A 14,890-nucleotide genomic window follows, 5' to 3' on the forward strand; every position below is an offset into this window, starting at 1 on the left:
GAGCATGTAACTTTTGCTCCAAAATTTGATAATTCGCAGATAAAATACGTTGTACTTCACACTCATCAAAAAATGAAGTGGTTTACCTTTGTGCTTTTCAAACGTGTCCGGCTCAATTTCAATGCCCATCCCATAGTTATGTGTATCAAAAACAGAGATGCACGTAAAAACAAGATGCCCGCCCGGCAGTCCCATATCACTACACCCGCTATCGAAGAAATGCATTCAACTCGATGACATTACCATCCGGATCAGTCAAAAAAATTTGCCCCCAGTCGGTCTTATTGTTGGGATTGGCCACAAAGGTGACCTGACTCGCTTCAAAATGCTTCACAGCTGCATCGTAATCTTTAATACGTATCGCAAAATGCCCATCCCGAGTATCCAACGCCGTTGTGCCGCGCAACGTCTTGGCGGGTGTATGGACAATCAGATGCAATTGTTGTGAACCGATTGCAAACCAAGCGCCAGGAAAATCAAAAGCTGGACGTTCGATTTCCGCCAATCCCAACACGTCACGGTAAAATGCCTTCGCTTTCTCCAAGTCGGTCACCGGTATACTGACGTGCTGAACAAACTCTGCTTGAATCATGTATATACCTTCTTTCTCATTCATCGATAGACATCGTCGATGGATACATGTATGGTGCCACAAGACACATCACTCTGTTGTCAGCGGTTGTCCAGGTTCACCGCCATACTGCTTTTGTTCGATTCCTGCGATACGCGACCTCAACTGCGACAAATCTCGTCCAGTGATTTCAGAAAGTCGCTGTACAATCACAAACAGATACGGAATGGCAGTGGCCATTACCTCAATACTATCAGGACGCATCCCCAAATGTGCTGGCCCGTGCAGAAAAGAAATCAACATGGTTAACAACCGTTTCGTCAACACGGCCACTTCAAAGTAAGCTAGATTTTCAAGCTTCTGGCCAGCCAACCGCTCATACGTCTCTAAGATGAAATCTGCCATTGGCTTGCTATAGACAGAACAAATCATCAATGTCCAAGCGACATCAAAGCGGCAATCGCCAACTTCAATTTGCGTCCAGTCGATCACAGCGTATGTGCCTTCGTCACTGAACAGCACATTATCCGGATGGTAATCCCAATGCATGACAGAAAGACGAGCGCAGGGGACTTCTTGCTGATGTTCTTGCAGCCATTGCAGTACGGGTTCTGCCTCCAGCACACCACACCAGGATGCGATCATGTTCATTTGGGAGCAAAATCGCTCCACACTCGCATACGGGTTGCAGAGAAAAACATCTGGTGTATCCGTAAAATCGCGCCAGTCCAGACTGTGCAACTTGACCAACAATTCGCAAAAACTCGTAAGATGACCCCACCCCGACTGAACATCAGCCTCAGCTGGTTTGGCCATCATTTGCGCACCATCAAAGCCCCCATGCTCCGCGTCAAATGCCTCCCGCAAGATCTGCGCAAGTGTCGCGCCGGAGATTTTTTCCATAATGACGAATGGTTTTCCCAATACCGATGAATCCGGTTCCAACAGCCGCATTTGTGGCACAGGATAACCTGCCGCACGCAAACGCTGCATCCCCGCATATTCATGCCGCGCTTTTTCAGCAGCGCGCGCGCCTTGATACATCCGAAGAATTCCATTGTGATCCACGCCCGCTTGAGCATATTGAAACGAATAGACATCGTTTTCCCAACCAGAATTATGCTGCACCAAATTGGAGACAACACACGGAGCCTGTTCACCAAATTGCTTTTGCAAGTAGACACCCAACCGATTTTCAAGCATGCGCATTCCCCCATCAAATCCAACTGGATAAACAGTCCCTCTATTCCATCTGTGCACTGGAAAGAAATAAAATGTTACACTAAAAAGTTTTTATATCATTTTTCAAAAGTTCTTGGAGGGGTTACATCTTTGTTACCGAATTCTCATTTAGTTTAACTAAATTTAGCGTAGAAAAAGAGTGATGGTCAATTGGACAGTTTTGCAGATGTAAAGGAATTAGACGCTAAGGAACTACTAGAACAAATGTTGGCGCAGGACATCGTCATCGCACCTTGGTTGTCTGTCGGCGAAGACATTCAAAGAATGACCGCTGAGCAAAGAAAAATACTACAAGATGCTGCAAATGAAATGTCACGGATGGGAACAGATGATGATCTGCAGGTGCCTCCATTTCAATTTTTCATCACGCGAGGTTTTGCGCGCAGGGCGTATGAAGAGATTTTGCTCTCGACGGCGATTTACTTGAGTCATATGCGCTTGGGCGCGCTGGTCGTCACCTCGGAAATGATTTTAGTCGCCCAACGCTTGGTGCGTGATTTTCTTCAGACACACGGCCTAAATTCACTCATCCGCGTTTACGCAATCATCATCTCTTTTGAAAATTGTCAGGCACTTGCCCACTATCAGCGAATTCCGTTGGATATCTTTATTTCAGGCAAATGGCACCGCCCTTGGATTGAATACTCACTGGAATACGAATTGGAACACTGCTGCGCAGTCGGTCTTTTTCGCTGTGTATCAGACGAGACGGATACCTATGTGGAATTGACCTCGGCTGGGTATGTAGTTTTTGAACAAGTACAATCTATTCTTCATGCAACTGACTACTTGCGCAAACGCTCACAACTCATTCGCATCTCCCAATTTACCTACCTTGATGACTATGACACCATTTTTAACGCGCTGGCGCCCACGGCACACGAAATACGTCGCGATTTGATTGCGTTGAGTCAGATTCAGCCAGACATGAAAGTGCTGGAATTGGGCTGCGGCACAGGTGCGTTAACACTGGAGGATGGTTTGTACAAAGCCGTGGGCGAACATGGACAAGTCATTGCGACAGACCCCTCCCCTGGCATGTTGAGCAGAGCTGCCTCCAAGGGACGAATCTTCCAAGCCACGAATGTGGAATTCATCCAGGCCAGCGCTGAACACCTGCCATTTGCCGACAATACGTTTGACGCCGTGATCGGCAGCGTATTCTTGCATTACACACACATACAGGAAGCCCTGCGTGAAATTCACCGTGTCGCTAAACCAGGTGCCATATTTGCCACACTTTATCCGCTTCGCTTCTCAACACAACAAGGATTCTTTGTGGAGTGGTTCAAACCGCTGTTGACACACCCAGCATTCAAAAATAACGAATCGTCGCAACTCTTGCCGGATGAAACCACGGTTCCCCCCTTGCTCGAAGGACTTTTTCAGCAAGCTGAGGTGACCACACGACTTCATCCCTCATACTATGGAGACGTCAAAAAAGTCGTCAAATTCTTCATACAAGTCGGCAACGTATTTGAGAATGTCCTGCTTACCCTTCCGTGGCAGGCCCAGCACGATTTGATTGACTCGTTGATCGAACGAGGCCAAGTCATCGCTGACCGATATGGTAGAGACGAGCTCATATACCAACAGCCCAGCCAATGGATCAAAGCAGTGGTTCATAAAGGTTAATTGCGGACACACCGGGGAACCTCACCAACACCTCCGATTTGACTTACGCTTCCTCGGTTGGTTCGTCAACACTTTGCCCAAGCATTTGCCCATAATATTTTGCCAGTGTGACCATCATGCTCCCCATACGCTCTTCTTTGGGAAAAATGATCCGTGTCACCCCTTCGTCGCGCAGCGCCTCCGCAGTAACTTTGCCGACAGCCACAGCGACAATGTCTTGGTTCAGCCGTGCAATCACTTCGTCTTGCAGTTGGCGTTCACGCGCAAACGCCATTAGATAACGCACCTGTGGTGTACTTGTGAACGTGACCGCGTCCACTTTGTCTTGCAAAATTTCGTCAAGCAGCGTCTGCGTTACCGTCTTGTCAGGTGGTATATGTTGATACGGCAAAATTTCGGTGACCTGCGCCTTTCGGGCTGTGAGCCACTCCACCAGGCGCGGCGCAGGATCTCCATACAATTGCAACGCAACCTGACACCCTTCTAGATCAACTGGCTCCAGCGCACGAATCAATCCGCTTGTGGTTCCATCATCATCGCGCACGGTCGGCGCCAGCCCCAGCGTCTTCAAGTAACGCACGGTTTTATAGCCACGCGCTGCAATTTTACATTGTTGTAATTTCGCAAGAAACGCATCCTCGGCATGAATGCGCGCAGCCGCTTGATATAAATGCTCTGCACCAATACCCGTCGTCAGGATCAACCAATCAAGCGGCTGTTCGACAAGTTGCCCAACGGCGCGTTCCACTTCGTGCGGCGGTACCGTCACCGTCCCCTGCGCAGGTCGCGGCAGTGGCGTGCCGCCCAGCTTTTTGACGATGGTCGCCAATTCTTCCGTTTTCCTCGTCCCAGTGAGAACGACCCGTTTCCCCAGCAACGTTTGCATACTATCCCTCCAATTTATGCAAATTCCCCAACATCTCACGTTCGCAAAGGTCATACATTCGATCACACCGCACAAACAGCGTCAGCACTGTGCGGTTGTCGCTTCCACGCCGTCGAGCAGTCGATACAGCGTATCCATGTCCAGATGCGCGCGAACAACGTCTGCAAGACGATCATAAGCCTGCAAACGGACATCGGCAACAGACGTGATCGCGCCACTCGCAGGTGCGGGCAGGCCAAAACGCGCCCTCACTTGTTGCAGCCAGCGACTGCGGAACGCGTCATTTTCAAAGATGCCATGCACATATGTCCCCATGACGAGACCATCTTCAGAAATGGCCCCATCTGACCGCGCTTGGTCATCATTCGCCCCTTGCACATACGCAAACGGTCGATAGCCCGCCAAAGCTGTGCTGACACCCATGTGAATCTCATATCCAGAAATCTCGAGTGAACCGATGTCACCAGCCAATTTACCTTGGACAAGCACCGTCGTTTTTTCGGCAGCCAACGTCGTCGCAACCGGAAGCAGTCCCATCCCAGCCAACGACGCAGACAGAGATTCTTGATGCGTTGGATCAGACACCGTCTGCCCAAGCATCTGATACCCGCCGCAGACGCCAAAAATCAGGGTCCCCTGCGCATGGAGACGTCCTAGTGTCGCAGTCCACCCAGTTTGCTCAAGCCACAACAAGTCCTCCATCGTGTTTTTCGATCCCGGCAGAATGACGGCGTGGACCCGCTCTATGTCGGTCGGTGTTGGACAGAAAGAAACCACGACGTCTGGTTCCAGAAAGAGCGGATCGAAATCTGTGAAGTTGGACATATGCGGCAACTGCACAATCGCAATGCGCACAGCTGACTCGCCTTTGGCAGTGGTTGAATGCGAAGCGTACCGCTCCCCTTCTAACCCGACGGCATCTTCTTCATCAATGCCGAGATCAGAGATGTACGGAATCACGCCCAGCACCGGCACGCCCGTGTATGCCTCCAACATCTGCACACCATCTTCGAACAGGCTGGGGTCCCCGCGGAACTTGTTCACCACGATGCCTTTGACCCGCGCACGCTCGCTTTCTGTCAACAGTTGCATCGTTCCCACCAAGGACGCAAAAACGCCGCCTCTATCAATATCTGCTACCAACAGGACTGACGCTTCTGCCAGTTGCGCTGTGCGCATATTGGCGATGTCACGCGGCTTCAGGTTCATCTCGACAGGACTTCCGGCCCCTTCAATCACCAGTACATCGTGACGCGCCGCCAGGTAATTGTAGCTCTCCACCACGGCGTCCCAGATCACATCGGCTCCATCCAGATTTTCACCGAACGCGCTTTGCGTCTCGTACACGCGACCTTGTAAAATCACTTGCGAACGATACCTTCGCATCGGTTTGAGCAACACGGGGTTCATATGTTCATTTGCCGACAGACCACAGGCCTCGGCTTGTACCGCTTGCGAGCGGCCAATTTCACGGCCCGACGGGGTGACGGCAGAATTCAAAGACATGTTTTGCGCTTTGAATGGCGATACGCGAACACCATCCTGATGGAGAATTCGACACAGTGCCGTACATAACACACTCTTGCCGACATTGGATGAGGTGCCAACCACCATTAAGTTTTTTGCCATACAACCCACTCCAATTCGCAAGAACCAGCATGATGAAAAAGTGCGTAGCGCTGAAAGGATATAATGAACGCTTGACAGCAAGCATCCAACGTGAGTACGACTAAAATCGTTGCAATGGAGTTCATTTTACGTTGTAACGATTCTTTCGTCTAGGGCGTGTACAACGGTGGATCGCGTATGGCGTCTGACGGGCTTCTCCTTGCAATTTCACATAAATATGTTACGTTCATCTGAATCATAGACAAAACCAGCGATGCGATTTCGAATATAATAGAACTAGGGAAGATCTATACCGAGAATGAGAGGATATAAAATGAGGACACTAAAAGGGTATGAAGCCATCGAAATCGCCCAGCGATTTAATGTCGCACTTTATGATCTCTACTATAAAAATGAAGTGACGGTGGAACAAGCAAAACAATTTATTGAAAGCAAACGTGAACCACAGTCGTTCGTGATTGAAAACTGGCCTGATACAGAAGAAGAAGCGGAGCAAATCATCCTTAATCGATTTCGTAACTTACTGAAAGAGCAGCATCGCTCGTCTGCGCGTATTGTAGATTTTACTAAACAAGACCAGCGCTTGCCCATCCATCTTTACGCGGCACAATTGGCCGCACAACGACTGGCGCAACAGAACAAGTTACAAATTGTCGAGACGAGCAAAGAAGGGGTTCTGTATCGCTTACCAGCCACTGTGTACTTTCAAGATGCATTTCTCGATGCGATGGCTGGTCTCGTTTGCGAGGAATGCGCACACCTCGACGTTGGCGGTCCGTTTCACGAAACTTGTTTGGCCAACATCATTGAGTTTTTGACAAGTGAGCGATTTACGTATGATGAAATCACAGAGGTTCGCCAAATTCAGCATGATCAGCACAAACTGTCCAAACTCATACGGCCGGGTATTGGCTTGTTGTCCAAGACCGTCTCGGAAACGAAATCGAGATGGCAGTCTGTACTAAAACCCATCCTGATGAAGGAAATGGACGAAGAAAAAGAAGAAACGCCATACGGAGAGATAGACGAAACAGACCAGGTAAGCGCCTATACTGCTGTACAGGATGATGGACAGCAGACGATACAGTATACACCGCCTAAAGTTGATACACCGGCCGTGGTTGAAGAAATTGAAGAAGACATTGCAGAAACGGCCGCCGTTGATATCAGCAAGCGGGATCGCATTACAAAAGATGAGTTGATTCGTTATCTGCGCGATGTAGAAATTGTTGATGAGAACGGTGAAGTGACTCGGCTGCAGACAGAAAGAACCCACCTGCTTGAACAGATTTCATTGAAGGAACAAGAAATACACCAAATTGAAAAACAGCGGGCGTTTTGGGAGAAGCAGTTTGAAGAAATGAACGAGGACATGGACACCATGATTCAGGCCATGCAAATCGCCAAACGGCGAGGAAGAGGCTCGGAACGCACCATCGACGCGAGTTTTGAATCCCAATCCAACCGCTATTAATTGATATCTTGAAGACGTACAATCCGCTTTTGTGGCGCCGAATGGCAGAATGAGGGGACATTGCCCCTCATTCTGCCTGTCATGATTGGTTTGCTATGCATAGACGAACAGTTTTTGCGACATTCAAGGCGGCCGCGAACAGATTCTGCCTGGCGTTGTTCATTGCCTGTTCCAGTGTGGTCGGCCCTGTCACTGCGGCATGCAAACTGACAAAATGGTCTGCCAATACTGTGCACGACGCATCGTAGCTACCGGAGAGCAAAATGGCGGGCACTTGATATTTGCGTGCAATGGCCGCTACATGGAATGGCACTTTGCCATGCGCGGTCTGCGCATCGCTTCGTCCCTCGCCAGTAATCACCAAGTCCGCCTGTTGAATCTCCGCTTCAAGCTCACAGGCCTCAGCCACCAGTTGTGCGCCAGACATCATCTGCGCCCCAATGGCCATCAGCGCAAAACCTGCACCGCCAGCCGCACCTGCACCTGGTGAATTCGCGAGATTCGGTTGTTTGATAGCCTCTTCCACATGGGACGCGAAGTTTTTCAAGCCGTCATCCAGCAACCGAACAACAGACTCTGACGCCCCTTTTTGCGGCCCAAACACGTAGCTTGCGCCGTTCTCGCCGGTCAGCGGGTTATCTACATCTGAAGCGATGCGAATGGTACATTCCCCTAGGCGAGCATCCAGTCGCGTCAAGTCCATCTGTCTCACCTTTGTCATGCCTGCTCCAGTCGGATCGACCAATTGATGTTCTGCATCGAAAAAGAGCGCGCCGAGTGCGGCAAGAAGACCGAGACCACCGTCATTGGTCGCGCTGCCGCCCAAACTTATCACCATCGACCGATACCCTTTGTCAAGCGCCGCCAACATCAACTCCCCCACCCCAAAAGTCGATGTTTTAAGCGGATTGCGCGCCCGTTCATCCACAAGGGTGAGTCCAGCAGCCTCAGCCAGTTCAATGACTGCGGTCTGACCATCTCCGAGCACACCGTATTTTGCGCGCAGTGGCCTACACAACGGCCCACACACAGACTGTTCGAACACTTCACCATTCGTCGCAGATATCATGGCCTCTAGCGTCCCTTCGCCTCCATCTGCCATCGGCACCAGCTGACAGACTGCTTCTGGAAACACCACGCCAACTGCAGTTGCAGTCACCTCTGCGACCTCTATGGCAGACAAACTCCCCTTAAATGAATCCGGTGCAATCACAATTCGCATACTGTGCCCTCCTTTGTCCATATGTATATGTAACGAAAGAGAGCCAGCAGGAACTGACTCTCATAAAATCTATTAAATCTAGCCAGCACGTCGATTGATCACCAATCGTCAATCAGGCCAGATTGTCAGCGGAACGCTGGCGTTCTCTCTGCTCCACGGCGTCAGATGTCGGATATGGGAACAGCTCGGATACCCGCACCACTCGACCATGCTCGTTTTTGTACGCTACGTGTTCACGCGTGAAATCCCGCGGACTCTCCAGTCCACAAGCCGCCGCCAAGGCAAAGACGCCCTCGCGCATTTGAAGGATGTAATTCATCACACGCCACTGTTTCTCTGACGGAACCAGTGCTGCCTGATATTTCGGATTAGTAGTGGTTATCCCAGTTGGACATTTCCCCGTATGACACTGCTGCGCCATGATGCAGCCGTTCGCCATCATGAAGCCGCGCGCAGAGTTCACACAATCCGCGCCCAACGCCAGTGCAATCGCCACTTTATCCGGTGTGATCAGCTTGCCTGAGGCAAAAATGCGAATTTTATCGCGCAGCCCGTGTTTCCGCGCCGCGTCATCTAGCAGGATCAATGCCGAAAACAAGGGCAGCCCCATTCCGTCAGCCATGGCTTTGAACGTCGCGCCAGAACCACCTTCACTGCCATCTACCGTAATAAAATCCGGATAGATGTCCATCTGATTCATCGCCTCAAACCAGGCATCCAACTTTGTTCCATCGCCTACAACGATTTTTATACCTACCGGTTTACCGCCCAAGCGCTGTAGATGATCCACAAACCGCAGGGAATCCTCCGCGTTCTTTAAGAAGGGAAACCGATTTGGCGAATTCACGGTTTGACCGATGGGCACTCGACGAATCTCGGCAATCTTGCGATTCACCTTGTCCCCTTCCAGATGTCCACCACGAATTTTGGCGCCTTGATGAAATTTCAATTCAAACGCTTTAACCTGTGGTCTATTCGCCTGTTCCACAAACCTGTCATCCGAAAACCGACCTTGATCATCCCGGTAGCCAAACAATCCCGGCCCGATTTGCGCCACGACATCTGCACCTGTTTCTACATGATCCGGCGCGATTCCGCCCTCGCCCGTATTTATCCACGCGCCACCTGCCATGCGGGCACCGCTGCCAGTCGAAGCGATGTAATGCTCGCCTACAGCGCCGTAAGAAGTGGCTGAAGCACCAAACATCCCTTTGAGGATCCATGGATGTGCGCGGTTTGAACCGACGACAATGGCGTCTTTATCTGGATAAAGCCAGCGCTTCGCCTGTTCAATGACCAAATGCTCCCGCCGGGTAAACAACCCTTCATGAACGATTTTATACTTCTTACTCTCCGCAGTCTCCCGATTGTCCACGCGCAGTTCTTCGACCAGCTTGGGAAATAGGTCGTTGGAAAGATAGAGCCCTGGTTTTTCATAGTCGCGTTTTGCGCCAAAGGAAATCAGATCTGTTCGATATTTCGACGCGAATACGACTGCGGTAAAATCCGAACGCGAAAATGGCTTGCCTTGACTATCGCCATCAAACCAGTATTGGCGAAACTCTGGTCCTAGCTTTTCAAGCAAATAACGCATCCAGCCGAGATACGGATGCGCCCGTATGACGGAATGCTGCGGACGTTTGGACAAAAAATACAGGTACAAGATGAATGCAAGCGGCCCACAAAATAGTACAAAAACCACCAACGCGATGAGAATTAAAATAACCGATTGCATTTCCATCCCCCCAAAATCATGTGAGCTTGAAAACCATTGAGCAAAATAACCGCTTTCAATCTGCAAGGCGCGACACAGAGATCACGCGTACTAGACATATAACGCACGCCACCGAATACATTTCAGTAACCCGTTGCATGCCTAGTCAACAAACCTTAGTTCCATACTAACATAAATCATATTACACATCGGAAAGAAACAAAGTTTACCAGGCTTTTATCAATTGCACACTTCAATTTACGGAACAATATATGTTCCGGCCGCGGACTGGGGGGGTTGAATACTCAACCATTTTGCCAACTCTATTTTGAAAAAATCAGCGCTGTGCGCTGTGCGATCCGCGAGTTGCAACGCTAACCATACCGTTATAACACTTGTTTCCATATGTCCAATGTATGTTCACCATATAGCGTGACGATGCTGCCGCCACTGTCATATGCTAAGGTTGGGTAACCGAGCGGGGCGTATTCGTCTCCCGCGCTTGGTGACAAATCGTAATATACTTTAAATCCATGCAGTTTCAATTGTGAAATCTCTGCATGCTGAATACCAACTGCTGTTTTGAGTGTGGTATTCTTGGCGAATCCAAAACTCACGACAACTGGCATCCGTTGTAATGTATTTTGCTGGGACGATAGCAACCGCAACGTGCGCTGGCAATGAGGGCACCAATACGCTGTAAACAAAATCGGGGTTTTACTTGCATTCAAAGTCACATGGTGGCCTTTTGCGTCAACAACTTCAACATGTGTATAATCCACACCAAACGGTTTATGGGGATCCAATTTCGTATCAGGTTTTATCACGTCATCACTGATGAGGTTTTGAAATGTCGCCTTGGTACTCGCAGTTTTCGTGGAATGCGTTTCGATGCCACAACCAGTCAACGCAATCAACAAAATAGATGCAAGTGGAAAAATCGATTTTATTTTCAATCAAATCACGCCTTTTTGACGAAGAATGAAAATAGCTAAAGACAACGTCCCTAGCTATCGCGCATCTACATATAAAGTTAGACGAATCTCGATTCATGGGCAATTGCATATAACAGAAAAACAAAATCAATTGAAAAAAGTTCATGCTAAATTCAGATATGACTGCAGTTGACAGACAGCTGCATGGCAATACTCATTTTACGCGAACGCAATCACAGCATATATGGCATCTATTCATACCGCCAAAGCACCTGCGAATAAAACGCGCAGGTGCTGGGCACAATTCGTATGGCTCACTATCTAAATGTCCGATGATTTACCACTCATGCATGTTGCTCTGCCAAAGGACTAGCGGCTACCCACTGCCCCATCTCCGATAAGACAAACTCACAAAAGAGCATATTCGACCACGAAAACCATTCGCGTGTAAATTGAGTAAGGTTGTTCACATCGATGCCCTCATGCATCATGCCAGTTCCCGCATCCATTTTACAGAGCATCGCCAACAGTTCCTTCCGTTCAGCCGCATCTGTGGACGTCAATCCCTGCATAGAAACCGCCATCGACCAAATATACGCATCCGGTGTATGAGAACTGCCTATTCCACGCACCTTTCCGGAAAAATAGAAAGGATTGCCCGCACTCAAAATGAACTTCCTTGTATTCAAATAAATCGGATCCGCTTTATCACAATAACCGAGGTATGGCAGCGCGAGTAAACTTGGTATATTCGCATCATCCATCAGAACATGGTGACCGAATCCATCCACCTCATATGCGAATATTTTGCCAAACTCCTCGTGTTCGACAATACCATATTGGCGAATCCCCGCATCGATTTCGGCAGCCAACGCCGCCACTGATTGGGCTGTGACGGCATCCCCCAGCACATCTTGATAAATCTCTTCCAGATAGCGGAGGACAACCACTGCAAACATATTGGCAGGAATCAGATAGCTGTACGTACATGCATCGTCACTCGGTCGAAAACCACACCAAGTCATTCCAGTGACCTCAGCCAGGGGGCCTTTTCCGCCACGGGACAACGTGTCAAGTTCACGCTCACCCAGCCGTTCGAAAACATAGGGGGAATCTTTTTCATGATTTTGCTCCGTGCGCCAGAGAGCGAGAATGGCTTGTACAGCCGACTGAAACTCATCGGACTGCAAGTGGCTGATGACCCCCGTCGCTTTCCAATATAGATAAGCTAATTGAATTGGATAGCACAAAGAGTCGATTTCGTATTTTCGCTCCCAGATGCCAGGGAGCATATCCGTTCTATCCGTCTGATGCCCTTGACCATTATCCGTTTCATTAAACGCATTTGCGTAAGGATCTAACAAGATGGAGCGCAATTGTCGGTAGATGACACCCTCCAACAGATTCGAAATTTCTTGATTTTCTTTTGCGAGCAATAAATAGGGACGCACCTGCGCTGTTGAATCCCGCAGCCACATCGCGGGGATGTCGCCTGTGATCACAAAGGTGTCCTTGTCCCCTTTAGGTAAAATTGTCGTATGCATCGTGTTGCTAAAGCAGTTGGCAAACAAACGTGTAATGTCGGCGTCATCGCCGAAAAAATCCTGAACCTGCATAGTTACGCGATCCATCGCTGAATTGGTCGTGGTTGAAACTGTGGACACGCATGTTGCCTCCCTTGAGTGATGCATTAAATCACAAATTAATTTTGAAAATCATAGCATATATCTCCACTCTTGAAAATTAGAGATATTCTAGCAACACACGTCTGCACTGGCTCGACCGATGCATCATTTCATGTATTTTCTGCGCGATATTGGCAGATGACCCTAACCTTTAAATGCACCTGCCACGCCATTGACAAACCATCTTTGCATCGCGAGAAAGACGATCACAACCGGAGCGGCCACCAGCACTGACGCAGCTGCTGCGACAGACCAACTTGCGCCAAAAGTTCCGAAGAAATAATCCAGGCCAAGCGGAGCTGTGTACAGATTGGAATTGTTCAACACAATGAGCGGCCACAAGAAACTGTCCCAAGACCCCAGAAAACCCATAATCGCCAACGCCGCCAATGTCGGTCCAACCAAAGGGGTCAAAATTTGGATAAAAATACGCATATCTCCCGCTCCGTCAATCCGCGCTGATTCATCAAGTTCCTTCGAGATGGTGTCAAATGATTGATAGAGCAAAAACACAGAGAACGCGCTAAACATACCTGGGATAATAATCCCCCAATACGTATTGATCAGATGCAGATGCTGTGTGAGTAAATACCGCGGGACAAGCGTGCCTTCCCCAGGCAATACCAAAGTGGCGATGATTAAACCCATGACCACTCGACGCCCCCGAAACTTCATACGCGCCAACGGATAAGCGGTCATCAAAGTGATTACGATGTTCAACACCACAGAAACCACCGCAATGTAAAAACTGTTCCATAAATATCGACCAAAACTATAATTCTTGAACGTTTCCACATAATTTGAAAGCGTCACTGGCTTTGGAATCAAATGCGGCGGTACAGAAAACGGATTTTCATTAGGTGACATAAATGATGTCGCCAGCAGCCAAACCAATGGGAAGAGAAAGACGATGGTGCCTAATGCCATAAACAAGTACGACACAAAAATTCTGCTGCTGTTCGCCGCCAAGCCTATCCTCATTTGCTGTACCTCCTTGACGAAAGCCAAAATTCTGCTAGGGACATCAGAATCAAGATCAACCAAATGAAGTTCCCAGCTGCGGCGCTATAGCCAAACTTGTACTGCGAAAATGCCTGTTGGTAAACATAGACGAGCATCGTCGTGGTGCTCTGCAAAGGTCCTCCACCGGTGAGTGTGTAAATTTCGGTAAATACAGACATTGCACTCAGCGTAGCAGCAATCATCACATAAATCATAAACGGCCAAATACTAGGAATGATGATATAGCGAACGCGTTGCATAAACGTTGCGCCGTCCATGGAAGCGGCATCGTACAATTCCTCTGGAATGCTTTGTAGACCAGCGAGAAAGATGATCATGTAATAGCCAATGCCCTTCCAGGCCGTAACGAACATCACGGAAAATATCGCGATGTTTTTATTGGATAAAAACGGAACCGGACTATTAATCAGCTTCAACGAGAACATGACGTCATTCAAAAAACCCGTGGTCGAGAACAATTCATTAAAGACGATACCTACAACAACCATACTGATGACAACTGGCACAAAGAAAATACCGCGAAACAGCGTGGTCAACGGCAACTTCTGATTCATCAATACGGCCGCGAGCAGCGGGACAATCATCATAACTGGCACGACAATCAGATATTCGAGGGAACGGTAAACCGAATCCCAAAATCCAGGGCCATTCAACAGCTGAATGTAATTTTGTAAGCCAATGAACTTGCCAGGATTGCCTGGCGACGCGTTTGTGAACCCTAACCATAATGCGTAGATGGATGGATAATAGCTCCACATCATCAACAAAATGATCCCCGGAGCCAATAGCAACCAAGCCAGCCAAGCCTTATGGTTTTTGATGCCTTTACTCGGTTTACTCAACTGAACGATTGTAGAAGGAGTCCCCACCTGCA

12 protein-coding genes are annotated in these 14,890 nt (G+C 48.9%); 2 read left to right on the forward strand and 10 right to left on the reverse strand.

From position 1 onward, the window contains the following. Nucleotides 1-208: 208 nt before the first annotated feature. Together ACFSB2_RS07475 and ACFSB2_RS07480 are read right to left on the reverse strand one after the other, a co-directional pair. Nucleotides 209-592: a VOC family protein gene (locus ACFSB2_RS07475; RefSeq protein ID WP_377942410.1), complete on the reverse strand. Its 384-nt coding sequence runs from the start codon at nucleotides 590-592 to the stop codon at nucleotides 209-211. Between the two features lie 69 nt (nucleotides 593-661). Next, a complete protein-coding gene (locus ACFSB2_RS07480; RefSeq protein ID WP_377942411.1) occupies nucleotides 662-1,774 on the reverse strand; it encodes a phosphotransferase family protein in 1,113 nt (370 codons plus the stop codon). A 189-nt stretch (nucleotides 1,775-1,963) separates the two neighbouring features. On the opposite strand from ACFSB2_RS07480, the gene ACFSB2_RS07485 reads away from it, so the two are divergent. Next, the gene (locus ACFSB2_RS07485) at nucleotides 1,964-3,448 is read left to right on the forward strand and encodes a methyltransferase domain-containing protein (RefSeq protein WP_377942412.1); all 1,485 of its coding nucleotides are present in this window, start codon (nucleotides 1,964-1,966) and stop codon (nucleotides 3,446-3,448) included. Nucleotides 3,449-3,491: 43 nt separating this feature from the next. Here the strand turns inward: ACFSB2_RS07485 and ACFSB2_RS07490 are convergent, their stop codons facing one another. Both ACFSB2_RS07490 and ACFSB2_RS07495 read right to left on the reverse strand, forming a co-directional pair. Next, nucleotides 3,492-4,334 (reverse strand): uroporphyrinogen-III synthase, encoded by an 843-nt coding sequence (locus ACFSB2_RS07490; protein ID WP_377942413.1) that lies wholly within the window; start codon nucleotides 4,332-4,334, stop codon nucleotides 3,492-3,494. An 81-nt stretch (nucleotides 4,335-4,415) separates the two neighbouring features. Continuing rightward, a complete protein-coding gene (locus tag ACFSB2_RS07495) occupies nucleotides 4,416-5,963 on the reverse strand; it encodes a cobyric acid synthase (RefSeq protein WP_377942414.1) in 1,548 nt (515 codons plus the stop codon). Nucleotides 5,964-6,276: 313 nt separating this feature from the next. Between ACFSB2_RS07495 and ACFSB2_RS07500 the strand changes: the two genes are divergently transcribed. Further along, entirely contained in the window at nucleotides 6,277-7,437 is a 1,161-nt protein-coding gene (locus ACFSB2_RS07500) for a hypothetical protein (RefSeq protein ID WP_377942415.1), read from the forward strand. A 79-nt stretch (nucleotides 7,438-7,516) separates the two neighbouring features. Here the strand turns inward: ACFSB2_RS07500 and ACFSB2_RS07505 are convergent, their stop codons facing one another. The 6 genes from ACFSB2_RS07505 to ACFSB2_RS07530 form a co-directional block, all read right to left on the reverse strand. Further along, nucleotides 7,517-8,659 (reverse strand): glycerate kinase, encoded by a 1,143-nt coding sequence (locus ACFSB2_RS07505; RefSeq protein ID WP_377942416.1) that lies wholly within the window; start codon nucleotides 8,657-8,659, stop codon nucleotides 7,517-7,519. Nucleotides 8,660-8,771: 112 nt separating this feature from the next. Further along, the gene (locus ACFSB2_RS07510) at nucleotides 8,772-10,394 is read right to left on the reverse strand and encodes a glutamate synthase-related protein (RefSeq protein ID WP_377942417.1); all 1,623 of its coding nucleotides are present in this window, start codon (nucleotides 10,392-10,394) and stop codon (nucleotides 8,772-8,774) included. Between the two features lie 365 nt (nucleotides 10,395-10,759). Beyond that, on the reverse strand, nucleotides 10,760-11,329 hold the full coding sequence (locus tag ACFSB2_RS07515; RefSeq protein WP_377942418.1) for a TlpA family protein disulfide reductase: 570 nt from the start codon (nucleotides 11,327-11,329) through the stop codon (nucleotides 10,760-10,762). Between the two features lie 323 nt (nucleotides 11,330-11,652). After that, nucleotides 11,653-12,972 carry a glycoside hydrolase family 125 protein gene (locus tag ACFSB2_RS07520; protein WP_377942419.1) on the reverse strand — a complete coding sequence of 440 codons (1,320 nt, stop codon included), beginning with the start codon at nucleotides 12,970-12,972 and terminating at the stop codon, nucleotides 11,653-11,655. A 165-nt stretch (nucleotides 12,973-13,137) separates the two neighbouring features. Then, nucleotides 13,138-13,974, reverse strand: a complete 837-nt coding sequence (locus ACFSB2_RS07525) for a carbohydrate ABC transporter permease (protein ID WP_377942420.1) — start codon at nucleotides 13,972-13,974, stop codon at nucleotides 13,138-13,140. After that, nucleotides 13,971-14,885 carry a carbohydrate ABC transporter permease gene (locus tag ACFSB2_RS07530; protein WP_377942421.1) on the reverse strand — a complete coding sequence of 305 codons (915 nt, stop codon included), beginning with the start codon at nucleotides 14,883-14,885 and terminating at the stop codon, nucleotides 13,971-13,973. The genes ACFSB2_RS07525 and ACFSB2_RS07530 overlap by 4 nt, the downstream gene beginning before the upstream one ends. Nucleotides 14,886-14,890 lie beyond the last annotated feature (5 nt).

Origin of the sequence: Alicyclobacillus fodiniaquatilis (assembly GCF_042678105.1) — a bacterium.
In the GTDB taxonomy this organism is placed as follows: domain Bacteria; phylum Bacillota; class Bacilli; order Alicyclobacillales; family Alicyclobacillaceae; genus Alicyclobacillus; species Alicyclobacillus fodiniaquatilis.

What these genes read in the sequence shown, in the direction of transcription:
- ACFSB2_RS07475 (WP_377942410.1), bottom strand. Translation starts at nt 592, where the DNA reads ATGATTCAAGCAGAGTTTGTTCAGCACGTCAGTATACCGGTGACCGAC.
- ACFSB2_RS07480 (WP_377942411.1), bottom strand. Translation starts at nt 1,774, where the DNA reads ATGCTTGAAAATCGGTTGGGTGTCTACTTGCAAAAGCAATTTGGTGAA.
- ACFSB2_RS07490 (WP_377942413.1), bottom strand. Translation starts at nt 4,334, where the DNA reads ATGCAAACGTTGCTGGGGAAACGGGTCGTTCTCACTGGGACGAGGAAA.
- ACFSB2_RS07495 (WP_377942414.1), bottom strand. Translation starts at nt 5,963, where the DNA reads ATGGCAAAAAACTTAATGGTGGTTGGCACCTCATCCAATGTCGGCAAG.
- ACFSB2_RS07500 (WP_377942415.1), top strand. Translation starts at nt 6,277, where the DNA reads ATGAGGACACTAAAAGGGTATGAAGCCATCGAAATCGCCCAGCGATTT.
- ACFSB2_RS07505 (WP_377942416.1), bottom strand. Translation starts at nt 8,659, where the DNA reads ATGCGAATTGTGATTGCACCGGATTCATTTAAGGGGAGTTTGTCTGCC.
- ACFSB2_RS07510 (WP_377942417.1), bottom strand. Translation starts at nt 10,394, where the DNA reads ATGCAATCGGTTATTTTAATTCTCATCGCGTTGGTGGTTTTTGTACTA.
- ACFSB2_RS07525 (WP_377942420.1), bottom strand. Translation starts at nt 13,974, where the DNA reads ATGAGGATAGGCTTGGCGGCGAACAGCAGCAGAATTTTTGTGTCGTAC.